Annotated in this window: 21 protein-coding genes; 12 read left to right on the forward strand and 9 right to left on the reverse strand. The window is 55.3% G+C overall.

Going from position 1 to position 24,531, the window contains the following annotated elements:
- Window positions 1–21: 21 nt before the first annotated feature.
- Complete coding sequence (ytfE, locus tag IP581_RS02285; protein ID WP_097401762.1) at window positions 22–684, reverse strand: iron-sulfur cluster repair protein YtfE; 663 nt, start codon at window positions 682–684, stop codon at window positions 22–24.
- Between the two features lie 273 nt (window positions 685–957).
- Here ytfE and IP581_RS02290 point away from each other — a divergent pair, with 273 nt between their 5' ends.
- Window positions 958–2,613, forward strand: coding sequence for a methyl-accepting chemotaxis protein (locus IP581_RS02290; protein WP_086872973.1), 1,656 nt, complete (start codon window positions 958–960; stop codon window positions 2,611–2,613).
- A gap of 186 nt (window positions 2,614–2,799) precedes the next feature.
- Here the strand turns inward: IP581_RS02290 and IP581_RS02295 are convergent, their stop codons facing one another.
- The 3 genes from IP581_RS02295 to IP581_RS02305 all read right to left on the reverse strand — a co-directional run bounded on the left by IP581_RS02295 (window position 2,800) and on the right by IP581_RS02305 (window position 5,595).
- Window positions 2,800–3,765 (reverse strand): DMT family transporter, encoded by a 966-nt coding sequence (locus IP581_RS02295; protein WP_193821659.1) that lies wholly within the window; start codon window positions 3,763–3,765, stop codon window positions 2,800–2,802.
- A gap of 75 nt (window positions 3,766–3,840) precedes the next feature.
- The gene (locus IP581_RS02300) at window positions 3,841–4,665 is read right to left on the reverse strand and encodes an AraC family transcriptional regulator (protein ID WP_097401759.1); all 825 of its coding nucleotides are present in this window, start codon (window positions 4,663–4,665) and stop codon (window positions 3,841–3,843) included.
- An 81-nt stretch (window positions 4,666–4,746) separates the two neighbouring features.
- Entirely contained in the window at window positions 4,747–5,595 is an 849-nt protein-coding gene (locus tag IP581_RS02305) for an SDR family oxidoreductase (RefSeq protein WP_193821660.1), read from the reverse strand.
- An 85-nt stretch (window positions 5,596–5,680) separates the two neighbouring features.
- Between IP581_RS02305 and IP581_RS02310 the strand changes: the two genes are divergently transcribed.
- A complete protein-coding gene (locus IP581_RS02310) occupies window positions 5,681–6,091 on the forward strand; it encodes a winged helix-turn-helix transcriptional regulator (protein ID WP_193821661.1) in 411 nt (136 codons plus the stop codon).
- Here the strand turns inward: IP581_RS02310 and IP581_RS02315 are convergent, their stop codons facing one another.
- Window positions 6,092–8,035, reverse strand: coding sequence for a bifunctional 2',3'-cyclic-nucleotide 2'-phosphodiesterase/3'-nucleotidase (locus tag IP581_RS02315; RefSeq protein ID WP_193821662.1), 1,944 nt, complete (start codon window positions 8,033–8,035; stop codon window positions 6,092–6,094).
- Between the two features lie 189 nt (window positions 8,036–8,224).
- Between IP581_RS02315 and cysQ the strand changes: the two genes are divergently transcribed.
- Window positions 8,225–8,965: a 3'(2'),5'-bisphosphate nucleotidase CysQ gene (gene cysQ / locus IP581_RS02320; protein WP_086872967.1), complete on the forward strand. Its 741-nt coding sequence runs from the start codon at window positions 8,225–8,227 to the stop codon at window positions 8,963–8,965.
- Here cysQ and IP581_RS02325 read toward each other — a convergent pair.
- Window positions 8,959–9,516: a YtfJ family protein gene (locus IP581_RS02325; RefSeq protein ID WP_097401755.1), complete on the reverse strand. Its 558-nt coding sequence runs from the start codon at window positions 9,514–9,516 to the stop codon at window positions 8,959–8,961. The genes cysQ and IP581_RS02325 overlap by 7 nt on opposite strands.
- 335 nt (window positions 9,517–9,851) lie before the next feature.
- Here IP581_RS02325 and IP581_RS02330 point away from each other — a divergent pair, with 335 nt between their 5' ends.
- Window positions 9,852–10,058 (forward strand): DUF1107 domain-containing protein, encoded by a 207-nt coding sequence (locus tag IP581_RS02330; RefSeq protein WP_004857160.1) that lies wholly within the window; start codon window positions 9,852–9,854, stop codon window positions 10,056–10,058.
- A 74-nt stretch (window positions 10,059–10,132) separates the two neighbouring features.
- Here IP581_RS02330 and IP581_RS02335 read toward each other — a convergent pair whose 3' ends face one another.
- Both IP581_RS02335 and msrA read right to left on the reverse strand, forming a co-directional pair.
- Entirely contained in the window at window positions 10,133–11,467 is a 1,335-nt protein-coding gene (locus tag IP581_RS02335; RefSeq protein WP_017459132.1) for a hemolysin family protein, read from the reverse strand.
- A gap of 182 nt (window positions 11,468–11,649) precedes the next feature.
- Window positions 11,650–12,294 carry a peptide-methionine (S)-S-oxide reductase MsrA gene (gene msrA, locus IP581_RS02340; protein WP_097401754.1) on the reverse strand — a complete coding sequence of 215 codons (645 nt, stop codon included), beginning with the start codon at window positions 12,292–12,294 and terminating at the stop codon, window positions 11,650–11,652.
- 245 nt (window positions 12,295–12,539) lie between these two features.
- Between msrA and tamA the strand changes: the two genes are divergently transcribed.
- From tamA to IP581_RS02360, 4 genes are all read left to right on the forward strand, one after another.
- On the forward strand, window positions 12,540–14,273 hold the full coding sequence (tamA, locus tag IP581_RS02345) for an autotransporter assembly complex protein TamA (protein WP_086872964.1): 1,734 nt from the start codon (window positions 12,540–12,542) through the stop codon (window positions 14,271–14,273).
- Window positions 14,270–18,046: an autotransporter assembly complex protein TamB gene (gene tamB, locus IP581_RS02350; protein WP_193821663.1), complete on the forward strand. Its 3,777-nt coding sequence runs from the start codon at window positions 14,270–14,272 to the stop codon at window positions 18,044–18,046. The genes tamA and tamB overlap by 4 nt, the downstream gene beginning before the upstream one ends.
- Window positions 18,047–18,048: 2 nt before the next feature.
- Window positions 18,049–18,399 carry a gamma-glutamylcyclotransferase family protein gene (locus IP581_RS02355; protein ID WP_086872962.1) on the forward strand — a complete coding sequence of 117 codons (351 nt, stop codon included), beginning with the start codon at window positions 18,049–18,051 and terminating at the stop codon, window positions 18,397–18,399.
- A gap of 61 nt (window positions 18,400–18,460) precedes the next feature.
- Window positions 18,461–18,913: a hypothetical protein gene (locus tag IP581_RS02360; protein WP_193821664.1), complete on the forward strand. Its 453-nt coding sequence runs from the start codon at window positions 18,461–18,463 to the stop codon at window positions 18,911–18,913.
- 137 nt (window positions 18,914–19,050) lie between these two features.
- Here the strand turns inward: IP581_RS02360 and ppa are convergent, their stop codons facing one another.
- A complete protein-coding gene (gene ppa / locus IP581_RS02365; RefSeq protein ID WP_020456272.1) occupies window positions 19,051–19,581 on the reverse strand; it encodes an inorganic diphosphatase in 531 nt (176 codons plus the stop codon).
- A gap of 400 nt (window positions 19,582–19,981) precedes the next feature.
- Between ppa and ytfQ the strand changes: the two genes are divergently transcribed.
- From ytfQ to yjfF, 4 genes are read left to right on the forward strand one after another with little or no spacing between them, the layout of a single operon-like run.
- Entirely contained in the window at window positions 19,982–20,938 is a 957-nt protein-coding gene (gene ytfQ, locus IP581_RS02370) for a galactofuranose ABC transporter substrate-binding protein YtfQ (RefSeq protein ID WP_086872959.1), read from the forward strand.
- A gap of 54 nt (window positions 20,939–20,992) precedes the next feature.
- Window positions 20,993–22,495, forward strand: coding sequence for a galactofuranose ABC transporter, ATP-binding protein YtfR (gene ytfR / locus IP581_RS02375; RefSeq protein WP_193821665.1), 1,503 nt, complete (start codon window positions 20,993–20,995; stop codon window positions 22,493–22,495).
- A gap of 10 nt (window positions 22,496–22,505) precedes the next feature.
- Window positions 22,506–23,531, forward strand: coding sequence for a galactofuranose ABC transporter, ATP-binding protein YtfT (ytfT, locus tag IP581_RS02380; protein ID WP_162494956.1), 1,026 nt, complete (start codon window positions 22,506–22,508; stop codon window positions 23,529–23,531).
- Complete coding sequence (gene yjfF / locus IP581_RS02385; RefSeq protein WP_017459122.1) at window positions 23,518–24,516, forward strand: galactofuranose ABC transporter, permease protein YjfF; 999 nt, start codon at window positions 23,518–23,520, stop codon at window positions 24,514–24,516. The genes ytfT and yjfF overlap by 14 nt, the downstream gene beginning before the upstream one ends.
- The last annotated feature ends 15 nt before the right edge of the window (window positions 24,517–24,531 follow it).

Below are 24,531 nucleotides of genomic sequence, written 5' to 3' on the forward strand. Positions count from 1 at the left end.
GGCGCTCTCGGGCGCCTTTATTTATTCGCCAGCGAGGGCACGCGGGAACAGAGTATTGTTTTCCAGGCTGATGTGTTCCATCAGATCGTCAATCAAGGTATTGATGCCGTTATACATCGCTTTCCAGGTGGTGCAGGCTTCCGGCGGCGGTGTGACGTTATTGGTAATGTGTTTGATCACTTCCAGCAGTTCGCCCGCTTCATCGTGCTCGCTCTCCATTACGCTTATCGGCCCCATCGCCTGCGAACCCATACCCTGTTTGATCATCGGGAACAGGATCTGCTCCTCTTTCATCATGTGGCTGGAAAGCTCTTCGTGCAGCATGGTCAGGTATTTGGTTAAGCCGCGCGGCACGTTCGGTTTATCGGCGTGGACGCGCTCCACTTTGGTGGCCTGCAGGATCAGTTCCGGCAATTGTTCACGGTGACGGTCATGGTAACGCACAATAATGTGGTCAATGATTTCCGCCAGCCCCGCCACACGCCAGTCTTTCTCAATCGGCTGCCCGGCAAGTGTCGCCAGCTCGGCTTCGATGACGTCAATATCCAGTTCTTTGCGGGCCGCAGAACGGCCCAGCGTCTGCTTACCGCCGCAGCAGTAATCCATATCATATTTACGGAACAGTGCGGAGGCGCGGGGGATAGAGAGCGCCAGCTCACCCAGGGGTTGATCGCGGAAAGCCATAGCAGTTACCTCATGTGGAATTTATAAGTTGTATTTTAAATGCATCTTTAAGTCGATGATATACCCCTTTTGGGGCAGCGGGAATCGCCTTATTCCTTTCTTTCGCGAAAAACTGTGATATTCATCACAAAAAATCTTACAGATTTAACATGTTGAATACAGGCGTTTTTATTGGAAATTACTGGATTGCGACCTGCATCACAATTAAACAACTCCGCGTCGCTGCCGATACCAAGACTCCAGACAATATCCTGCACGCTATAAAGGCTTACAATGTTTAAAAAAATAAAAGTTATTACTTTATTAATCATGGTTTTACTTGTGCTTGGTGCTATGCAGCTGATCTCGGCTGGCGTGTTCATCAGTGCGCTTAATAACGATAAAAACAACTTCAATGTTTCCCAGGTTTCCAGCCAGAACGTTTCCGAATTTACCGATGCCTGGATCAGCCTCAACCAGGCACGTGTGACGCTGAACCGCGGTATGCTGCGTCTGCAAAGCAGCACCGCCAGCCAGATTAATGGCGGTCAGCTTAATGAACTGGCGCAAACGGCCACCAATTTGCTGAACCAGGCGCAACAGCATTTCGAGAAGTACAAAACTATTCCGGACACGCCAGGGCTGGATAAAAACCTGTCGAAAGATCTGGAAACGCAGTACGGCGTCTACCATGCCACGTTGACGGAAATGAACCGTCTGCTGCTGGCGGGCGACCTGGAAGATATGTTCCGTCAGAACGCCGAAGCGAAACAAGTTGCCATGCAGAAGAGCTATCGTGCGTGGCGCGATGCGCAGACCGTACTGGCGAGCGAAGGGATCACCCAGAACGAACAGGATTATCAGCGCATTTTGTGGATCCTCGGCACTGTAATGTTGGTGGTGCTGGTGGTGATCATCATGAGCTGGGTAGCGATGCAGCGCGTCCTGCTGAAGCCGTTACATGAAGTGATGAATCATATTCGTCACATCGCGACCGGCGATTTGACGCATGACATCGACGCCGAAGGCAAAAACGAAATGGCGCTGCTGGCGCAGAATGTGAAAGAAATGCAGCAGTCGCTGGTGAAAACCGTGAGCGTCGTTCGCGATGGCGCAGACACCATTTACACCGGCGCGGGTGAAATTTCTGCCGGCAGCAACGATCTCTCTTCACGCACTGAGCAGCAGGCCGCTTCTCTGGAAGAGACCGCCGCCAGCATGGAGCAGCTCACCGCGACGGTGAAACAGAACGCCGACAACGCTCGTCAGGCAACGCAACTGGCGCTGAATGCTTCCGGTACTGCGAAGAAAGGCGGTGACGTGGTGGATGGCGTGGTGCGCACCATGGATGAGATTGCCAACAGCTCCAGCAAAATCGCGCAGATCACCAACGTGATTGACGGTATCGCCTTCCAGACCAACATCCTGGCGCTGAACGCCGCCGTTGAAGCGGCGCGTGCGGGCGAACAAGGCCGTGGTTTCGCCGTGGTTGCCGGTGAAGTACGTACCCTGGCGCAGCGCAGTGCGCAGGCAGCAAAAGAGATTAAAGGGCTGATTGAAGACTCCAGTAGTCGCGTCAATGCGGGTGCCGCGCTGGTGCATGAAGCCGGGGAAACCATGGCTGAAATCGTCAGCGCCGTCACGCGCGTGACCGACATTATGGGCGAAATCTCGTCTGCTTCTGACGAGCAGAGCCGTGGTATCGATCAGGTGGGCCAGGCCGTTGCCGAGATGGATCGCGTGACCCAGCAGAACGCCTCGCTGGTGGAAGAGTCTGCCGCCGCTGCTGCGGCGCTGGAAGAACAGGCCGCACGCCTGACTGAAACCGTGGCGGTATTCAAGGTCAATCGTACGCGTAGCGCACGCCGTCCGGTGCTGGTGACGCCTGCCAGCAAACCGCAGACCAAAGCGCCGGAGAGCTTCAATGAGGCCAACTGGGAAACGTTCTGATAACGGTTGAGTCGCACTCCTGAAACCCGGCCTGTGCCGGGTTTTTTTACGGCTAACCGAAAATCACAGTCGACGATGTGCGCACAGGCAGACCGAGCATTTTTGGCATTCATGCCCACTGTGCGGGCAGTCGCGTTGATGGTTTTTAGCTCACCGCCCGGGGCGAAACCGGGCGGAAACGGCTTCTTACTCTGCGCGCAGCGCGGTGACGCTGGCTCTTTCCGGTTTCGACAGCACCGCCATCAGCACGCCGCCGACCAGCAAGATAATGCCGCAGACGGTGAGCAGCGGCGGCAGGCTTTGGCGCAGCACAAAGGTATAGAGCAGCCCGGCCAGGGTTTCAAAGACAATCAGCGGGCCGACAATCACCGTCGGGAGCCGCTGGCAGGCAATGTTCCAGCACAATGCGCCTACCCACGAGCAGAGCACCGCAATGGTGAACATCAGCGTAATAAACACCAGCGGACGCGGGCCGAAGGGCAGGGTGAAATCGGGTTGTTGCACACCAAGCCACAGGCATGCCGCAAGATAGCCCACCAGTGACACCGGAAGCGTGACCAGCGCTTGTGCCGTGGCCCACATCATCGGGTTTTTGTCCGGGTTTTCCCGCAGCCAGCGGGCATTGCGCAGCGCATACCAGGCCCAGCATGCGACCGAGGTGAACGCCAGCACAATACCGGAACCGTAGCGCCAGCCGCTGAAATTGGGCAGTCCGTGGCGCAGTTCGGCGATATTGACGCAACCTAACCCAAGCGCAATGCAGATCAGCGCGGGAGCCAGCCGTTGCCAGGCGAGTTTGCCGTCACGCTGGCTGTAGAGCAGGTTAGCGCACACCGGGATCACCACCGGTAGTGTGGCGATAATCATCGTCGACACCGGCGCGCCCGTGCGCTGAATGGCGCTTGCCAGGCAGACGTAATAGATAAGGTTGCCCATCATCGTCAGCCATAAAGCAGTGAACCAGTCGCTGCGCGTAAGCTGGCGCAAGCGCGCGCGACCCAGCCACGCCAGCGGCAGGGCGATAATCCCCAGCGCCAGATAGCGCCCGGTGGATTGCAGCGCCGCCGGGTAATCCGGCACGATCAACGGGCCGACAAAAATAAGCCCCCACAACAGCCCGGCAAGCAGGGCATACAACACACCACTAATCATCTTTTCACCTACAGTGACATCGGCAGCGGACAGTGTAGGAGAGCAACGCGCGGGAATATTGTATGAGATTGCGCATTAACGGCGGGTGACCTGCTTTTGGTAGCGCACTGGCGTGATGCCGTAGCGGTGGGTAAACGCGCGGGTCAGGTGTGATTGATCGGTCAGGCCAGTAACGGCGGCGACATCGGCGGCGGCCATGCCCTGGGTCAGAAACGATTTGGCGCGCCACAGGCGGATCGCCATCAGCATCTGGTGCGGGGTGACATGAAAATGCGCCTTAAACTGGCGTTGAAAATGGTACGGGCTGAGCGCCGCCACTTTCGCCAGCTCGTCGAGCGTCAGGCTGTGCATATAGTTGTCATGCAGATAATCGCGAACCCGCTCAAACCGGTGCGCGCCTTCCGGGCGCTGCGGCGCATGGTGCGCCAGCGGGCGGAAGGTATCAATGAGATCCAGCAAAATCCCCTGTTGCGCCAGCGGATCGTCGGTGTGCCACAGGCCGTGGATCTGGGTGCAGATCTGCCGGGTGCGCAGCGGATCGTGTCGCATCACATCGCTAAACCACCAGTGGCGGATCCCGGTGACCTCTTCCAGTAGGTCTGGCTCAAGATAAACCATGCGATAGCGCCAGCCGTCGGCGGTTTCCGCCTCGCCAGTGTGCAGCTCATCAGGGTTCATCGTGACTACAGAATGCGTCGGCGCGACATACTGCGTACCGCGATAACGAAAGCGTTCGGCACCGGCTTCGATAGCGCCAATGCCAAACGCTTCATGGGTGTGAGGCTCAAAGGCGTAACGCGATATATGCGCGTGGTACAGCTCCACCCCCGGCAGTAACGCCAGGTGGCGAAAGCGCGCGCAATCTCGTTCGTCAGTAAACTGCTCAGGTACGCCTTCCACGGTCTCTCTCCACACGGATCATCCCTTCATTATTAGGGATGGTCCGGCGGGAGGCTACAAAAATTAACCACTTTGTAACCTTTACAGAATGTCGTTGACGCTCTTTTCAATCGACGTGGTCGGGCGGCCAATTAATTTGCTCAGCGTTTTGCTGTCGTCAAACAGCCCGCCTTTTGCCGCGCCCGCGTCGGAATCGGCCAGCAGATTGGCAAACGCCTCCGGCAGACCCGCCCCTTTCAGCGCGGCGGCGAAGTCGGCTTCGCTCAGGTTCTGGTAGACCACGTTTTTACCACTGGCTTTGCTGAGCAGCGCGGCCAGTTCAGTGAGCGTCCAGCCGTTGTCACCGGCCAGTTCATAGACTTTGCCCGCATGTCCCTCTTCGCTTATCACGCGCGCAGCGGCAGCAGCGTAATCGGCGCGGGTAGCGGAGGCGATTTTGCCGTCACCGGCAGCGCCAATAAAGACCCCGTGCGCCAGTGCTGCTGGCGCGCTTGCCAGGTAGTTTTCGCTGTACCAGCCGTTACGCAGCAGGGCATAAGGAATGCCGGAATCGGCGAGCATTTTCTCGGTTTCAACATGTTCAACATGCAGACCAAGCGGGGATTTATCGGCGTGCAGCAGGCTGGTGTAAGCAATGAATTTCACCCCGGCGGTTTTGGCGGCGTTAATCACATTGCGGTGTTGCAAAGCGCGCTGACCCACTTCGCTGCTGGAAATCAGCAACAGCTTATCGACGCCCGCCAGCGCCTGCGTTAGCGCGGCCTGGTCGCCATAATCAGCCTGGCGTACCAGCACGCCTTGCTTACTGAGCGCTTCGGCTTTCGCCGGGTTACGAACGATAGCGACAATCTCTTTTGCCGCCACGGTTTTCAGCAGTTCTTCTACCACAAACTGGCCCAGTTGGCCGGTCGCGCCGGTGAGTGCGATCATGAGTATTCTCCTTCGGTGTTCGGTGAGTGTTGTGGTACGCTAACACCTTAACTAACTTTTAGTAAGTACGTACAAAAAGGTAAGTATGAAAATCGACACCCAACCACAAACGCTGAGTGAACTGGTGCGCAATGGCAACCTGTTCGCCGAGCAGTGTCCCTCGCGGGAGGTTCTGAAACATGTCACCAGCCGCTGGGGCGTGCTGATCCTGGTGGCGCTACGCGATGGCACTCACCGCTTTAGCGATTTACGCCGCAAAATGGGCGGCGTCAGTGAAAAGATGCTGGCGCAGAGCCTGCAATGGCTGGAGCAGGATGGCTTTATCAACCGCGTGGCTTACCCGGTGGTGCCGCCGCATGTCGAGTATAGTCTGACACCGCTGGGTGAGCAGGTCAGCGAGAAGGTTGCCGCGCTTGCCGACTGGATAGAACTGAATGTTCCGCAGGTACTGGCCTTCCGCGATGAACGGGAAGGCCAGCAGGCGTTGGCGGGATAATTACTTGTTTAACTGAACGTTATAGATAGCAAAGCCGATCTCGTCGTTGGCGACTTTCGCCATCGGGTAGCGGGCTTTCTCTTTGATAAACGCGGCGGCTTTATCCGTGGGCGCGGTTTCAAAACGAATATCCAGTTTCGTGTCGCTGTCGATCGGCGCCAGTTGCCAGTTGTTATCGGCGGCAGGGTGAATTTCACCCGCGCGCTGGGTTTCATCGCTGATCCATTTCGCCAGCACGGCACGGTTTTCATCCGGCGAGGCAAAGGCAATATGGCTGTCGCCCGTACCGGCAAACTTGCCACTGTAGGCGCGATAGTTATTGGTGGCAACAAGGAACACCGCGTTCGGATCAATCGGCTTGCCGTTAAAGGTCAGATTTTTAATGCGTTCCGCCTGCGGGTTAACGCTCTGGCATTCGCCGTCATAGCGTGCTGGCTGCGTGACATCAATCTGGTAGTTCACACCATCAATCACATCGAAGTTATAGGTGCGAAAACCGTCCCAGTTGATCAGGCTTTGCGGCTTGTCGCTGTGCGGATCGATCTGGTTAAACTGACCGGCGGAGCACTCCAGCCACTCTTTCACCTCTTTGCCGGTCGCTTTCACCACCACCAGCGTGTTCGGGTAGAGGTACAAATCGGCGGCATTGCGGAAGGTTAACTGGCCTTTTTCCACTTCGACATAACTGGCGGGATCGTTTTTACGACCGCCCACTTTAAACGGCGCGGCAGCAGAGAGCACCGGCAGTTTTGCCAGATCCGGATCGCCCTGAATAAAGTGTTCGACGTAGGCTTTCTGCGCGTTGTTGACCACCTGTACGGTCGGATCGTCCTGCACCAGCGCCAGATAACTGTACATGTTGTCGGCGGATTTACCGATCGGTTTACCAACAAAATCGCGGGTGGCGTCGTGATCGTGCTTGAGGATCTGCACCAGCTTGCTGTCCTCGCCAACGAGGGCTTTTTTCGCCGCCGCGTCATAAATCGGGCGCGCTTCAGCTTTCGATTCGCGCACCTGCCATTTGCCGGAATCATTGTTCAGCACCAGATCGACCACGCCAAGATGATCGCCCCACATGCCTGGCATCACGGCAGGAATACCGTTCAACGTTCCTTTCTTGATATCTGCGCCTTTTATCGCAGCGAAATCTTTACCCGGGAACACCGCATGGGCGTGACCAAACAGGATCGCGTCAACGCCTGGTACTTCGCTAAGGTAATAAACGGAGTTTTCCGCCATCGCCTGGTACGGCTCCGCCGACAGCCCGGAGTGTGCGACCACGACCACTAAATCCGCCCCTTTGGCGCGCATTTCCGGCACATATTTACGCGCGGTTTCGGTAATGTCGTTCACCGTCACTTTGCCGCTCAGGTTGGCTTTATCCCAGACCATGATTTGCGGCGGCACAAAACCGATGTAACCGATGCGCAGCGTGTGGGTTTTGCCTTCGCTGTCGGTGACCGGCGTCTCTTTGATTAAGTAAGGCGTGAACAGCGGTTTTTTGCTTTTCGCGTCGATGATATTGGCGTTCACATACGGGAATTTCGCGCCAGCCAGCGCCTTGTGCAGGTAATCCAGACCGTAGTTGAATTCGTGGTTGCCCAGATTGCCGACGGCGTAATCAAGGGTGTTCATTGCTTTATAAACCGGGTGAACTTCCCCGGCTTTCAGCCCTTTCGCCGCCATGTAATCGCCCAACGGGCTGCCCTGGATTAAGTCGCCGTTATCCACCAGCACGCTGTTTTTGACTTCATTTCGCGCGGCGTTAATCAGGCTGGCGGTACGCACCAGGCCGAACTTTTCCGTCGCCGTGTCTTTGTAGTAATCAAAATCCATCATGTTGCTATGCAAATCAGTGGTTTCCAGAATACGTAAATCCACCGTTGCCGCCTGCACGCTGGCCGCAATCAGCGTGGCCAGAAGCGTTGCACTAAACTTAATCATCAGAGGCATCCTTTTTCGATCTAAGCCACAAAAGAAAGTGTTATGTACATTTTGTTGCTTACAGAATTGTGAATACTGCCATAAAAGCGCGCAAAGAAAACGCAATCGCTATCACAGATGGCAGATTCCGTCGCAATACGATATAAGTAAAACAATGAGTTACAAACCACTGAACAGAAGAGGTGGAAAATGTTAGATGCAATTTGCCAGCTCGCGCGCGAAGCGGGCGATGCCATTATGCAGGTCTACGATGGGCATAAGCCGATGGAAGTCACCAGCAAAGTGGATGACTCACCGGTGACGGCCGCAGATATTGCCGCCCACGGAGTGATTGTGCGCGGCTTACAGGCGTTGACGCCGGACATTCCGGTGCTGTCGGAAGAAGATCCACCCACCTGGGAGGTTCGCCAGACATGGGGGCGTTACTGGCTGGTGGACCCGCTGGACGGCACCAAAGAGTTCATCAAACGCAACGGCGAGTTTACCGTCAATATCGCCCTGATTGAGAACGGAAAACCGGTGCTCGGCGTGGTTTACGCGCCGGTACTGAAAGTGATGTATTCCGCCGCAGAAGGGAAGGCGTGGAAAGATGAAGCGGGGCATCATCAGCAGATTCAGGTACGCGATGCGCGCCCGCCGCTGGTGGTGGTGAGCCGTTCACACGCCGATGATGAGCTGAAAGAGTATTTACAGCATCTTGGCGAACACCAGACCACGGCGATTGGTTCCTCGCTGAAATTTTGTCTCGTGGCGGAAGGTAAAGCGCAGCTTTACCCGCGCTTTGGACCCACCAACGTCTGGGACACCGCGGCAGGCCATGCGGTGGCGGTCGCTGCCGGGGCGCATGTCCACGACTGGCAGGGGCGCACACTGGATTACACCCCGCGTGAATCCTTCCTCAACCCCGGCTTTCGGGTTTCGCTCTACTGATTAAGCAGCTTGTGCAGCAGGTCGATGACTTGCTGCACCTCTTGCTGGCTCAGACCACCATCTTTTGCGTACTGTACGCGCCCCTCTTTATCCAGCACCACAATCGCCGAGCTCTCTTCGTCCAGTTTCCAGGCTTTGCGCGTCACGCCTTCGCTATCCACAATGAATTGTGACCACGGATAGAGTTTCTTATTGCTTTCGATACTGCTGCGTACAAACATCGCGCTGCCGGGAATGGCGTCATCGGTGTTAACGATGGTGGTGGTTTGGTATTTATCGTGCGGCAGTTTTGCGGATTTGATCGCTTCAATCAGCGCGGCATTCTTCTCTTTTGCCGAGGTTCGACCGGCAATATGCTGCACCACTCGCACTTTGCCTGGAAGTTGAGCGCTATTCCATTTTTTATAGCTAAACTTGTCGTTATCCAGAATCAACTCCCCTCTGTCGGCTATGCCCACAGGCGGCACGCGTTGGTTGTTCTCAAAATTATGGGCTGAAGCAACCAACGGCAGTAACAGGCATGTCGCTGCCAGGATGTTACGTAGGGTCATGGCGTTTCCTTATTATCTCTTGTGTTTGTGCAGGTGATCCGACCACTTGGGCTCGCGTTTTAATCATAAATGCGATCAATGCGTTTTTCCCGCAATCTGGATGCCAGTTTGCGGGCGAACGCACATAACCGTGAAAAAATGTGGGCTTATACTGCGTAGAGTAAGGTGTTGAAAAGAATATTCTGAATAATTGTCATCAAAAGGTAAATAAAGTTATTCACACTATGTATAGGTTAGGTTCTGAACTATAGTCATTGAGCATTAAAATTTGCGCTCATCTACGTTGGTCCGATTGTGGAACCGCAAGAGCGTAATGTTTCACAGGAGATACAAGAATGAAAATTTTCCAACGTTACAACCCACTTCAGGTGGCTAAGTACGTAAAAATCCTGTTTCGTGGACGGTTGTATATCAAGGACGTTGGCGCTTTCGAGTTCGATAAGGGCAAAATCCTGATCCCGAAAGTGAAAGACAAACAGCATCTGTCTGTTATGTCTGAAGTTAACCGTCAGGTGTTGCGTTTGCAGACCGAGATGGCTTAACAGCTGTGCTATGCAGTAGTTTAAGTACTATAAAAAAACGGCCCCAAAGGGGCCGTTGACATTTCTGCGACAGATTACGCCGCGCCTTTACCCTCAGCGTCCGGCAGCTTCGGCGTTAACACCGCCGCGCGGGTATCGATGCGGGTCACCAGCAGTTGATCGATGCGGTAGTTATCGATATCCACCACTTCGAATTTGTAGCCGGAAAACTTCACCGCATCGGTGCGTTTCGGGATTTTACGCAGCATAAACATCATAAAGCCGCCGATGGTTTCGTAGTTACCGGACTGCGGGAATTCATCGATATCCAGCACGCGCATCACGTCATCAATCGGTGTACCGCCGTCAATCAGCCACGAGTTTTCATCACGCGCGACGATCATCTCTTCCACCTGGCCGACCAGATCGCCCATCAGTGTCGTCATCACATCGTTAAGGGTAATAACGCCCACCACCAGCGCGTATTCGTTCATGATCACCGCAAAGTCTTCGCCCGCGGTTTTGAAACTTTCCAGCGCTTCAGAGAGCGTTAACGTATCCGGGACAATCAGCGTATTGCGGATCTGCACGCCGCTATTCAGCGCCATGCTCTGGTTTGCCAGCACGCGGTTCAGCAGATCTTTGGAATCGACATAGCCAACAATGTGGTCGATGTCATCGTTACAGACCAGAAACTTCGAGTGCGGATGCTCCGACACTTTCTTTTTCAGGCTCTGTTCATCTTCGTGCAGATCAAACCAAATAACGTTTTCGCGCGAGGTCATCGACGACGGCACGGTGCGCGATTCCAGTTCAAACACGTTCTCAATCAGTTCGTGTTCCTGCTTACGCAGCACCCCGGCTAACGCACCGGCTTCCACTACCGCATAAATATCGTCAGAGGTAATGTCATCTTTACGCGCCATCGGCAGTTTGAAGATGCGGAAAATGACATTGGCCAGGCCGTTGAAAAACCAGACCAGCGGGCGGAAAACAAATAAGCAGAAGCGCATCGGGTTGATGATACGCAAAGCCACGGCTTCAGGCGCAATCATACCGATGCGTTTCGGTGTCAGGTCGGCAAAAAGAATGAATAACCCGGTTACCAGCGAGAAAGAGATAATAAAGCTAAGTTGTTCAGCAAGCTCCGGTGAAACGACATTGATCAGCAGGCCGTGAAAAACGGGGGAGAATGCCGCGTCGCCGACGATACCGCCCAGAATGGCGACGGCGTTAAGGCCGATTTGCACCACCGTAAAGAACATACCAGGCGTTTCCTGCATTTTTAAAATGCGTTGCGCGTTGATATTGCCTTCATCGGCAAGCAGTTTGAGCTTAATTTTTCGCGATGCGGCGAGTGAGATCTCGGACAACGAGAAAAACGCACTTACCGCGATCAGACAGAGTATGACTAAGATACTGTTTAACATAATTTATCCAGCTATTAACCGGATCCTCGGAAGGGGTTTTTGAATATCCATGTGGTAAACACTTATGAAAGCCGGCCCGAAGCGGTGGACCGGCAATTTCGAGGGGTAGTATAGCGTAAGCCTGTTGCAGGCTGCCAGAGGCTTAATTTACGCCGTTTTTCGGCGATAAAACCCGTGGCTTTTTAAGGGTTAAGCTGCGGTGGCAAACAAACACCAATACCGCCGATACCGCAGTAGCCGTGCGGATTTTTATACAGATATTGTTGGTGCTCATCTTCCGCGTAATAGAACGGCGTCGCCGCTTTGATTTCAGTCGTTACCTGACGCGCATCGCCTGCACTGCGCATTGCTTGCTGGAAGCGCACAAGGCTGGCTTGTGCGGCGTCGCTTTGCTCCGGCGTCAGCGGGTAAATGCCGGAACGATACTGGGTGCCGGAATCATTGCCCTGGCGCATGCCCTGCGCCGGATCGTGGTTTTCCCAGAACACCTGCAGCAGTTTTTCATAACTCACCACGCTCGGGTCGTATACCACGCGCACCGCTTCCGCGTGGCCGGTCAGACCGGAGCATACTTCGCGGTAGGTCGGATTTGGCGTATAGCCGCCGGTATAGCCTGCGGCGGTGCTGTAAACGCCATCTAATTGCCAGAACAGGCGCTCTACGCCCCAGAAGCAGCCCATCGCGAACAGGGCGATCTCCATCCCTTCCGGAACATGACTCATTGAATGCCCGTTAACAGCATGTAAACTGGCAACGGGCATTGGTGTATTGCGTCCGGGCAATGCATCTGATTGGGAAACAAGCTCTTTTTTATCGAACAGACTCACGGTGATACCTCCCGGAGGGGCTAATTGCGGTTAGGGTTGTGTTGCGGCCTGTGTTTTAACACAATAAACGCCATAAATCAGACTAGATTTAAACATAAGAAATTTTGGGGTAGTCGTCCGTTTTTCAACCTGTGTTAACGGGTTTTTATCGGCTTGTGAATTGCCGCAGGGCAAAAACAGGCTCAGCGCGGAGCTGCGCTTACGTTTCCTTCCAGGGGTGGGAACAAGGATATTCAGGAGAGAACGTGCCAAAGATCCGTCTGTTATGTTTTGCCGCTTTACTGCTGGCGAGCGAAACGGCTTTCGCCGCCAATGTGCGATTACAACTGGAGGGGCTAACCGGGCAGTTGCAAAAAAACGTGCGCGCCCAGTTGTCCACCATTGAAAGTGATGAAGTGACCCCGGACCGCCGTTTTCAGGCGCGCGTGGATGACGCCATCCGCGAAGGGTTAAAAGCCTTAGGCTACTACGAACCCACCATCGATTTCGAACTGCGCCCGCCACCAGCGAAAGGGCGCCAGGTGCTGATTGCGCGCGTGCAGGCCGGTGAACCGGTGCGCATTGGCGGCAATAGCGTGATCCTGCGCGGCGGCGCGCGTACGGACCGTGATTATCTCGACTTACTCAAAAAACGCCCTGCTATCGGTACGGTGCTGCACCATAACGATTACGACAATTTCAAAAAATCGCTCACCAGCGTGGCGTTGCGTAAAGGCTACTTCGACAGCCAGTTCCTTAAAAGCCAGCTTGGTATTGCCCTTGAGCGCCGCCAGGCGTTCTGGGATATCGATTACGACAGCGGCCAGCGCTACCGCTTTGGTACGGTGACGTTTGAAGGCTCGCAAATCCGCGACGAATACCTGCAAAACCTGGTGCCCTTCCACGAAGGCGATTATTACCAGACGCAGGATCTGGCAGAGCTAAACCGCCGTTTGTCCGCCACCGGCTGGTTTAATTCGGTGGTTGTCGCGCCAGAGTTTGATAAAGCGCGTAAAACCAAAGTGTTGCCGCTTAAAGGCGTGGTGTCACCGCGCACGGAAAACACCATTGAAACCGGGGTGGGCTACTCGACCGACGTCGGGCCGCGCGTTAAAGCAACATGGAAAAAGCCATGGATGAACTCCTACGGCCACAGCCTGACCACCAGCACCAGCATCTCCGCGCCGGAACAGCAGCTTGATTTTAGCTATAAGATGCCGCTGCTGAAAAACCCGCTGGAGCAATATTACCTGGTACAGGGCGGCTTTAAACGTACCGATCTGAACGATACCGAAGCGGATTCCACCACGCTCGCCCTGTCGCGCTATTGGGATCTCTCCAGCGGCTGGCAGCGCGCCATTAACCTGCGCTGGAGCCTCGACCACTTTACCCAGGCGAATGTCACCAACACCACGATGCTGCTTTATCCCGGCGTGATGATCAGCCGTACCCGTTCGCGCGGCGGCCTGATGCCAACCTGGGGCGATTCGCAGCGCTACTCGGTGGATTATTCGAATACCGCCTGGGGATCGGATGTCGACTTCTTAGTATTGCAGGCGCAAAACGTCTGGATCCGCACCCTTTACGATCGTCACCGTTTTGTGATGCGCGGCAATCTGGGTTGGATCGAAACCGGCGATTTCGATCGCGTGCCGCCGGATCTGCGCTTCTTCGCCGGGGGCGATCGCAGTATTCGTGGTTACAAATACAAATCTATCGCGCCTAAAAATGACAGCGGCAAGCTGATTGGTGCCTCCAAACTGGCGACCGGATCACTGGAATACCAGTACAACGTCACCGGTAAGTGGTGGGGGGCGGCGTTTGTCGACAGCGGCGAAGCGGTGAGCGACATCCGTCGCAGCAATGTGAAAACCGGCGCGGGTGTTGGCGTGCGCTGGGAGTCGCCGGTCGGGCCGATCAAGCTCGATTTCGCGGTGCCGGTCGGCGATAAAGAGGAACACGGATTACAGTTTTACATCGGGTTGGGGCCGGAATTATGAGTTTATGGAAGAAAATCAGCCTCGGCGTCCTGGTGTTTATCCTGCTGGTGCTGGGCACCGTGGTCTTTCTGGTGGGCACCACCAGCGGGCTACATCTGCTATTTAACGCGGCCAACCGTTGGGTGCCGGGGCTGGAGATTAGCCAGGTCACCGGCGGCTGGCGCGATCTGACGCTAAAAAACATCCGTTTTACCCAGCCGGGCGTGGCGGTTAACGCGGGCGAAGTGCATCTGGCGGTGAAGCTCGGCTGCCTGCGCGACAGTAGCCTGTGCGTGAACGATCTGTCGTTAAAAGATATCAATGTCGCTATCGACAGCAAAAAAATGCCGCCCGCCGCACCGGTAAAAGAGGAAGAGAGCGGGCCGCTGAACCTCTCCACGCCATACCCGATAACGCTTAGCCGGGTGGCGCTTAACAATGTAAATATCAAGATCGACGACACCACCGTTTCGGTGATGGATTTCAGCACTGGTCTGAACTGGCAGGAGAAAAACCTGACGCTGAAACCCACTTCGCTGCAAGGGCTGCTGATTGCGCTGCCGAAAGTGGCCGAGGTGGCGCAAAAAGAGGTCGTTGAACCGAAAATTCAGAACCCGCAGCCGCAGGAAAAACCGCTCGGCGAAACCATGAAAGCGCTGTTTGAAAAGCCGCTGCTGCCGGAAATCACCGATGTTCACCTGCCGCTCAACCTCAATATTGAAGCGTTTCGTGGCGAACAACTGCGTCTTACCGGCGATACCGACATTCTGGTGCGCAGCCTGTTGCTGAAAGTGAGCAGTATCGACGGGCAGATGAAACTCGACGCGCTGGAGGTGGATTCTAACCAGGGGCAGGTGCGCGCCACCGGTAGCGCCCAGTTGCGCGATAGCTGGCCGGTGGATATTACGCTCAATTCCACGCTGAATATCGATCCGCTGAAAGGTGAGAAAGTGAAACTGAAAGTCGGTGGCGAAATGCGTAAGCAACTCGACGTCGGCGTCAATCTCTCCGGGCCGGTCGACATGGATTTGCGTGCGCAAACCCAGCTGGCCGAAGCCGGTTTGCCGCTGAATCTGGAGATAACCAGTAAGCAGCTTTACTGGCCGTTTACCGGGGGAAAACAGTACCAGGCCGATGACCTGAACCTGAAGTTCACCGGTAAAATGACCGACTATGTTTTGTCGTTTCGCACGGCGGTGAAAGGTCAGGATGTACCGCCTGCGACCATTACGCTTGATGGTAAGGGCAACGAGCAGCAACTGAACCTCGATAAACTGGTTATCGCCGCGCTGGAGGGCAAAACCGAGCTGAAAGCGCTGCTCGACTGGCAGCAGGCGATTAGCTGGCGCGGTGAATTAACGCTCAAAGATATCGATACCGCAAAAGCCTTTCCGGAGTGGCCGTCAAAACTGAATGGACTCATCAAAACGCGCGGCAGCCTCTACGGCGGCACCTGGCAGGTTGATGTGCCGGAGCTGAAATTGAACGGCAACGTGAAGCAGAACAAGGTCAACGTTGACGGGCAGCTTAAAGGCAACAGCTATTTGCAGTGGACGATCCCCGGCTTACACCTGGAACTGGGGAAAAACAGCGCCGATATTAAAGGCGAGCTGGGGGTTAAAGATCTCAACCTTGATGCCACGATTGATGCGCCGGGGTTGAATAACGCGCTGCCAGGTCTTGGCGGTACGGCGAAAGGGCTGGTGAAAATTCGCGGTACGGTGGATGCGCCGCAGGCGCTGGCGGACATTACTGCCAATAACCTGCGCTGGCAGGATCTTTCCGTGGCTCGCGTGCGGGTGGAAGGCGATGTGAAATCCAGCGATCAGATTGGTGGCAAACTGAATGTACGCGTGGAACGTATTTCTCAGCCTGGCATTAACGTAAGCCTGGCGACGCTGGCGGCGGACGGCAATGAGCAGCAGCATAAACTGCAGTTGCGCGTGCAGGGCGAGCCAGTTTCCGGCCAGCTTAATCTGGCGGGCAGCTTTGATCGCCAGCAGCAGCGCTGGAAAGGGACACTGAGCGATACACGTTTTGCCACGCCGGTTGGTCCGTGGTCGATTAACCGTCCGGTAACGCTGGATTACCGCAATCAGGAACAGAAAATCGCTATCGGTCCGCACTGCTGGCTGAACCCGAACGCTGAACTCTGCATTCCGCAAACCATTGATTCAGGCGCAGAAGGCCGCGCGGTCGTGAATCTTAACCGCTTCGACCTGGCAATGCTGAAACCCTTTATGCCGGAAACCACGCAAGCAAGCGGCGTGTTCAGCGGTAAAGCGGATGTCAGTTGGGACACCACCAAAGAGGGGTTACCGCAGGGGGAAGTGACGCTCGCCGGGCGCGGTGTGAAAGTGACGCAGGTGGTGAACGACGCACCGCTGCCGCTCGCGTTTGATACCCTCAATCTCAACGCAAAACTGCGCGATAACCGGGCCGATCTCGGCTGGCTTTTCCGCCTGACCAACAACGGTCAGTTCGATGGCCAGGTGCAGGTAACCGATCCGCAAGGGCGGCGCAATCTGGGCGGCAACGTCAATATCCGTAACTTCTCGCTGGCGATGGCGAACGCCATTTTCAGCCGGGGTGAGAAAGCGGCAGGCACGCTGAATGCCAGTTTACGTCTTGGCGGCAACGTGCAAAGCCCGCAGCTATTCGGGCAACTGGGGCTGAACGGGCTGGATATTGACGGCAACTTTATGCCGTTTGACATGCAACCCAGTCAGCTGGCGATGAATTTCAACGGCATGAGTTCGACCTTGCAGGGCGTGGTGCGTACCGGGCAGGGGCAGATCAACCTGAGCGGCGATGCCGACTGGAGCCAAATCGATAACTGGCGCGCGCGGGTGGCGGCGAAAGGCAGCAAAGTGCGCATTACCGTGCCGCCGATGGTGCGCCTGGATGTCTCGCCGGATGTGGTATTTGAAGCGACGCCAAGCCTGTTTACGCTGGATGGCAACGTGGATGTGCCGTGGGCGCGCATTGTGGTGCATGACTTACCGGAAAGCGCGGTGGGTGTCTCCAGTGATGAAGTGATGCTGAATAACGACTTGCAGCCTGAGCAGCCAAAAAGCGCCTCGATTCCGATCAACAGCAACCTGACGGTGCATGTCGGCAACAATGTGCGTCTCAATGCTTTCGGCCTGAAAGCGCGACTGACGGGCGATCTGAAAGTGGCGCAGGATAAGCAGGGGCTGGGGCTGAACGGGCAGATCAACATCCCGGAAGGGCGTTTCCACGCGTACGGCCAGGATCTGCTGGTGCGCAAAGGTGAACTGCTGTTCTCCGGGCCGCCGGATCAACCGATGCTGAATATCGAAGCGATTCGTAACCCGGAATCGACAGAAAACGATGTGATTGCCGGGGTTCGTGTCACCGGCACCGCCGATGAGCCGAAAGCGGAAATCTTCTCCGATCCGGCGATGTCGCAGCAAGAAGCGCTCTCTTACCTGCTTCGCGGTCAGGGGCTGGAGAGCGAGCAGAGCGACAGTGCGGCGATGACATCGATGCTGATTGGCTTAGGGGTTGCACAAAGTGGTCAGGTTGTGGGTAAAATCGGCGAGACTTTTGGCGTCAGCAATCTGGCGCTGGACACCCAGGGCGTCGGCGACTCCTCGCAGGTGGTGGTCAGCGGCTATGTGCTACCGGGTCTACAAGTAAAATATGGTGTAGGAATTTTTGACTCACTGGCGACTCTCACGTTACGTTATCGCCTGATGCCTAAGCTGTATCTTGAAGCGGTGTCTGGCGTAGATCAGGCACTAGATTTGCTCTATCAGTTTGAGTTTTAGCAATGCGAATATTTGTCTACGGCAGTTTACGACGCAAGCAGGGCAACAGCCACTGGATGACCAATGCTCAGTGGCTGGGGGACTTTTGTGTCGAAAATCATCAGCTGTACAGTCTGGGGCACTATCCGGGCGCAGTACCCGGTGAAGGAAGCGTCAAGGGCGAAGTCTATCGCATCGACGCAGCAACGCTCGGTGAGCTGGACGCGCTGCGCACCGCGGGCGGCGAGTACAAACGCCAGTTGATCCAGACGCCTTATGGCAGCGCCTGGATGTATGTTTACCAGCGTTCGGTTGAGGGAAAAACCTTGATCGAGAGCGGTAACTGGCTCGATCGCGAGCAGTACCAGAAGTAATTACACTTAGAGAACCGCGCCGCTGGCGCGGTTTTTCTTTTCCAGAGTGAGGACGAGAAGCATGTTACGTAAGACAGCCTGGGTATTTGCCGCAGCGCTGCTGCTGGCGGGGCTCTTTAGTTTTGGCTACCTCACTTATTATCCTTTTCTCCACTTTTTCTGGGGACATGCCGAGCTGGTAACGACCACTGTTTCCGCCACCCTGCTGGCGACGCTGATTAATGGCCTGCTATTCGCTTTTTCTGGCTTGCTGATACTGGTTTTGCTGTTGCGACAAAATGCGCGGCAGCGCTTTTCAGCGCAGAGGATTGTGGCAAGAAGCCTTGGGATCGCGCTGGGTAACGTGGCGCTGTTTAGCCTGTTTGTCGCCGGACATAAATTTCTGCTGGCGCCGCAAATACCGCAAGGCGTTGGCGTGAATGTTACCCACGACTATTTCCACCCGGAGCGGGTACTGAGCACGGTTATTGCGCTGGCGTTCTCTGTCTGGCGGCATAAAGCCCGGCCAGAGTAAGCGTGCCGGCGTGCGCTGCGCATATCCGATCTCTGCCATTTCGTTGCCTGGAGCAGAAACCGAAAGCCCACAAAGCCAGGGCGAAAAAAAGCCCCGGTAGCATCACGCGCACCAGGGCTTTTTTCAGATAGCGCGGATTACTTCTTCGCAGCGCGCTCGAAAGAGGCAACGATTTCTGCTTTCGCCGCTTCAGCGTTGTCCCAGCCGTCCACTTTCACCCATTTGCCTTTTTCGAGATCTTTGTAGTGCTCGAAGAAGTGCGTGATCTGTGCTTTCAGCAGTTCCGGCAGGTCGTTCACATCTTTAATGTGATCGTACTCTTTGCTCAGTTTGGTGTGCGGTACGGCAACCAGTTTGGCATCTTCGCCAGACTCGTCGGTCATTTTCAGCACGCCAACCGGACGGCAGCGGATCACAGAACCTGGCTGCAGCGGGTACGGCGTCGGCACCAGCACGTCAACCGGGTCACCATCCAGAGAGAGGGTGTGGTTGATGTAGCCGTAGTTGCACGGATAGAACATCGCGGTGGACATGAAACGGTCAACGAACAGCGCGCCGCTCTCTTTGTCGACTTCGTATTTGATCGGGTCAGCGTTAGCCGGAATTTCAATAACAACGTAGATATCTTCTGGCAGATCTTTACCCGCCGGGACGTTCAATAAGCTCATGTTTGTTTCCTTTAAAATGTGTGGCAAACAAGTGCCGGGTATTATAGCCAACTGGCGGTGAATGTCTTGGGCTGTTTTAACCACCTCACACTTTTTCAGACGCTTTCTGACACCCATTTTTGACCGTTTTATCCATAACCATAGCAGCATCATCAATAATTTTGTGTAAGCGATTACAGCGAAATTTCATTCTCATCCGTACGCAGTAAATTTCTGCAATTTCAATGGATAAATGAGGTGAATTAAAACCGCGCTTTTCGCGCGCCAGATCGCAACTGGTCAACAACAATTCATTCACTTTTCCGATTTGTGATGTAACGCATTCTGTTACATCTCCGATTGTCTATAGTTTTCCCGCAGGTGAAGTTGTAGCCAACAATAACCCTACGAGGATGCTCTTATGTGGAAGCGCTTACTTCTTGTCACAGCAGTTTCGGCAGCCATGTCGTCTATGGCGATGGCCGCCCCGTTAACCGTGGGATTTTCGCAGGTTGGATCTGAATCCGGCTGGCGAGCCGCTGAAACCAACGTCGCGAAAAGCGAAGCCAGCAAGCGCGGCATTACGCTGAAGATTGCTGACGCCCAGCAGAAACAGGAAAACCAAATCAAAGCGGTACGTTCGTTCATTGCCCAGGGCGTTGATGCCATCTTTATCGCGCCGGTGGTAGCGACAGGCTGGGAACCGGTGTTGAAAGAAGCGAAAGACGCCAAAATCCCGGTGTTCTTGCTCGACCGCTCCATCGATGTCAAAGACAAATCGCTCTATATGACCACCGTTACCGCCGACAACATTCTGGAAGGTAAGCTGATTGGTGACTGGCTGGTGAAAACCGTTGATGGCAAACCGTGTAACGTCGTGGAGCTGCAAGGCACCGTGGGTGCGAGCGTGGCAATCGATCGTAAGAAAGGGTTTGCTGAAGCCATTTCCAAAGCGTCCAACATCAAGATTATCCGTTCTCAGTCTGGCGACTTTACCCGCAGTAAAGGTAAAGAGGTGATGGAGAGCTTCATCAAGGCGGAAAACAACGGCAAAAACATCTGCATGGTTTACGCCCACAACGATGATATGGCGATCGGCGCGATTCAGGCCATCAAAGAAGCGGGTCTGAAACCGGGCAAAGACATTCTGACCGGCTCCATCGACGGCGTGCCGGATATCTACAAAGCGATGATCGACGGCGAAGCCAATGCCAGCGTCGAACTGACGCCAAACATGGCTGGCCCGGCGTTCGACGCGCTGGAAAAATTCAAAAAAGATGGCACGCTGCCGCCGAAGTTGACCATTACCAAATCGACGCTCTATCTGCCGGATACGGCGAAAGAGGAGTTAGAGAAAAAGAAAAACATGGGTTACTGAGTCGCAAAAACCCTCTCCCCGATGGGGAGAGGGTAAATGTGTGAGGGGTCAACAATGAACGCGGAAGCACACCAGGAAATCCTGCGTACTGAAGGCTTAAGTAAATTTTTTCCCGGCGTAAAAGCGCTCGATAACGTGGATTTCAGCCTGTACCGCGGCGAAATCATGGCCCTGCTCGGGGAGAACGGCGCCGGAAAATCGACGCTGATTAAAGCGTTAACCGGCGTTTACCACGCCGATAAAGGCGCTATCTGGCTGGAAGGCCAGCAAATCAATCCGAAAAATACCGCCCACGCCCAGCAGCTCGGCATCGGGACGGTATACCAGGAAGTCAACCTGCTGCCGAATATGTCGGTGGCGGATAACTTATTTATTGGCCGCGAACCCCGGCGTTTTGGTTTCTTGCGCCGTAAAGAGATGGAAAAACGCGCGACGGCGTTAATGGAGTCCTACGGTTTTTCGCTTGATGTTCGCGAGCCGCTCAACCGTTATTCGGTGGCGATGCAGCAGATTGTGGCAATTTGCCGCGCTATCGATCTCTCCGCCAAAGTGCTGATCCTTGATGAACCCACCGCCAGCCTCGATACCCAGGAAGTGGAGATGCTGTTTACCCTGATGCGTCAGCTGCGCGATCAGGGCGTCAGCCTGATCTTCGTCACCCACTTTCTCGATCAAGTGTATGAAGTGAGCGACCGTATCACGGTGCTGCGCAACGGTGGTTTTGTCGGTTGCAAACCGACCAGCGAGTTGCCGCAAATCGAGCTGGTCAAAATGATGCTCGGCCGTGAGCTGGAAAGTAACGCGCTGCAACGCGCCGGACGTACATTGCTGAGCGAAAAACCGGTCGCGGCGTTCAATGGTTACGGCAAAAAAGGGGTTATCGCGCCGTTCGATCTGGAAGTGCGCCCCGGCGAAATCGTTGGGCTAGCGGGGCTGTTAGGCTCCGGTCGTACGGAAACCGCCGAAGTAATTTTTGGCATCAAACCCGCCGACAGCGGCAGCGCCACCATCAAAGGCAAAACACAATCTTTACGCTCGCCGCATCAGGCCTCGTGTCTGGGCATCGGTTTTTGCCCGGAAGACCGGAAAACCGACGGCATTATCGCCGCCGCGTCGGTGCGGGAAAACATCGTGCTGGCATTGCAGGCACAGCGCGGCTGGCTGCGGCCTATCCCACGCAAAGAGCAGAACGCGATTGCCGAGCGTTTTATTCGCCAGCTTGGCATTCGCACACCGAGTGCCGAGCAGCCGATTGAGTTTCTTTCCGGCGGCAACCAACAGAAAGTGCTGCTGTCGCGCTGGCTGCTGACGCGCCCGCAATTTTTGATCCTCGACGAGCCGACGCGCGGTATCGATGTGGGGGCGCATGCGGAGATCATTCGCCTGATCGAAACCCTCTGTGCCGATGGGCTCGCGCTGCTGGTTATTTCGTCCGAACTGGAAGAGCTGGTGGGCTATGCGGATCGGGTGATTATCATGCGCGATCGTAAACAGGTGGCGGAGATCCCGCTCGCTGAGTTGTCCGTTCCGGCGATCATGAATGCCATTGCGGCGTAAGGAGTAAAGTGTGATGCCTCAATCACTTGGCCAAACGACGCCGCCAAAGCGCCGTTTTAACTGGCCGACCGGAACGCCGCAGTTGATAGCGCTGCTGCTGGTGTTGGTGGTGGATAGCCTGGTTGCACCGCATTTTTATCAGGTGGTGTTACAGGATGGTCGCCTGTTCGGTAGCCCGATAGACATTCTTAACCGCGCCGCGCCGGTGGCGCTGCTGGCCATTGGAATGACGCTGGTGATTGCCACCGGCGGCATTGATCTGTCGGTCGGGGCGGTAATGGCGATTGCCGGCGCGACGGCCGCGTCGTTAACGGTCGCCGGACACAGCCTGACGGTGGTACTGCTGGCGGCGATTGGCACCGGTGTGCTGGCCGGGTTGTGGAACGGCATTCTGGTGGCGATTTTGAAGATCCAGCCGTTTGTCGCCACGCTGATTTTGATGGTCGCCGGGCGAGGGGTCGCGCAGTTGATCACCTCCGGGCAGATTGTCACCTTTAACGCCCCGTCGCTGGCATGGCTGGGCAGCGGTTCGCTGCTGCTGTTTCCCACGCCGGTGATTATCGCGCTGGTTACGCTGGTGCTGTTCTGGCTGTTCACCCGTAAAACCGCCCTCGGCATGTTCATTGAAGCGGTCGGCATCAATATTCGCGCGGCGAAAAACGCAGGGGTGAATACCCGCGTTGTGGTAATGCTGACTTACGTGCTGAGCGGCGTGTGCGCGGCGATAGCCGGGGTGATTGTCGCGGCGGACATTCGCGGTGCGGATGCCAACAACGCCGGACTGTGGCTGGAACTGGACGCGATTCTGGCGGTGGTTATCGGTGGCGGTTCGCTGATGGGTGGGCGCTTCAACCTGGTACTGTCGGTCGTGGGGGCGCTGATTATTCAGGGCATGAATACCGGCATTTTGCTCTCCGGTTTCCAGCCGGAACTCAACCAGGTGGTGAAAGCGGTGGTGGTGATGTGCGTACTGATTGTTCAGTCGCCGCGCTTTATCGCGCTGATTAAAGGAGCTCGCGGTCATGATAAAACGTAATTTACCGCTAATGATAACGCTGGGCGTGTTTGTGCTCGGCTACCTCTACTGCCTGACGCAGTTTCCCGGTTTCGCCTCGACGCGCGTGATTTGCAACATCCTGACGGATAACGCTTTCCTGGGGATTATCGCCGTTGGTATGACCTTCGTGATCCTCTCTGGCGGTATTGATTTATCCGTTGGTTCGGTGATTGCCTTTACCGGTGTTTTTCTGGCGAAAGCCATTGGCGACTGGGGCATCTCGCCGCTGCTGGCGTTCCCGTTGATTTTGCTGATGGGCACCGCGTTTGGCGCGTTTATGGGGCTTTTGATCGACGCGTTAAAAATCCCGGCGTTTATCATCACCCTGGCGGGGATGTTTTTCCTGCGCGGCGTCAGTTACCTGCTGTCGGAAGAGTCGATTCCGATTAATCACCCGATTTATGATTCACTCTCCAGCATGGCATGGATGATCCCCGGCGGCGGGCGTTTGAGCGCGATGGGGCTGCTGATGCTGTTCGTGGTGGTGATCGGGATTTTCCTTGCGCACCGCACCCGTTTTGGCAACGAAGTCTACGCGATTGGTGGTAATGCCACTTCCGCGAACCTGATGGGCATCTCAACGCGCAGTACCACCATTCGTATCTATATGCTCTCCACTGGCCTTGCGACACTGGCGGGAATTGTCTTCTCCATTTACACCCAGGCCGGTTATGCGCTGGCGGGTGTGGGGGTTGAACTGGATGCTATCGCCTCGGTGGTGATTGGCGGTACGCTGCTTAGCGGTGGCGTCGGCACCGTGCTCGGCACGCTGTTTGGCGTGGGTATTCAGGGGCTTATCCAGACCTACATTAACTTCGATGGCACGCTCAGTTCATGGTGGACCAAAATTGCCATCGGCATTCTGTTGTTTATTTTTATCGCGTTGCAACGTGGCTTAACGGTGCTGTGGGAGAACCGCCAAAGCTCACCTGTTACGCGCGTTAGCACAACGGCAACAAAGTAATAACATATTGAAATG

This window comes from Kosakonia pseudosacchari (genome assembly GCF_015167415.1).
GTDB lineage: Bacteria > Pseudomonadota > Gammaproteobacteria > Enterobacterales > Enterobacteriaceae > Kosakonia > Kosakonia pseudosacchari.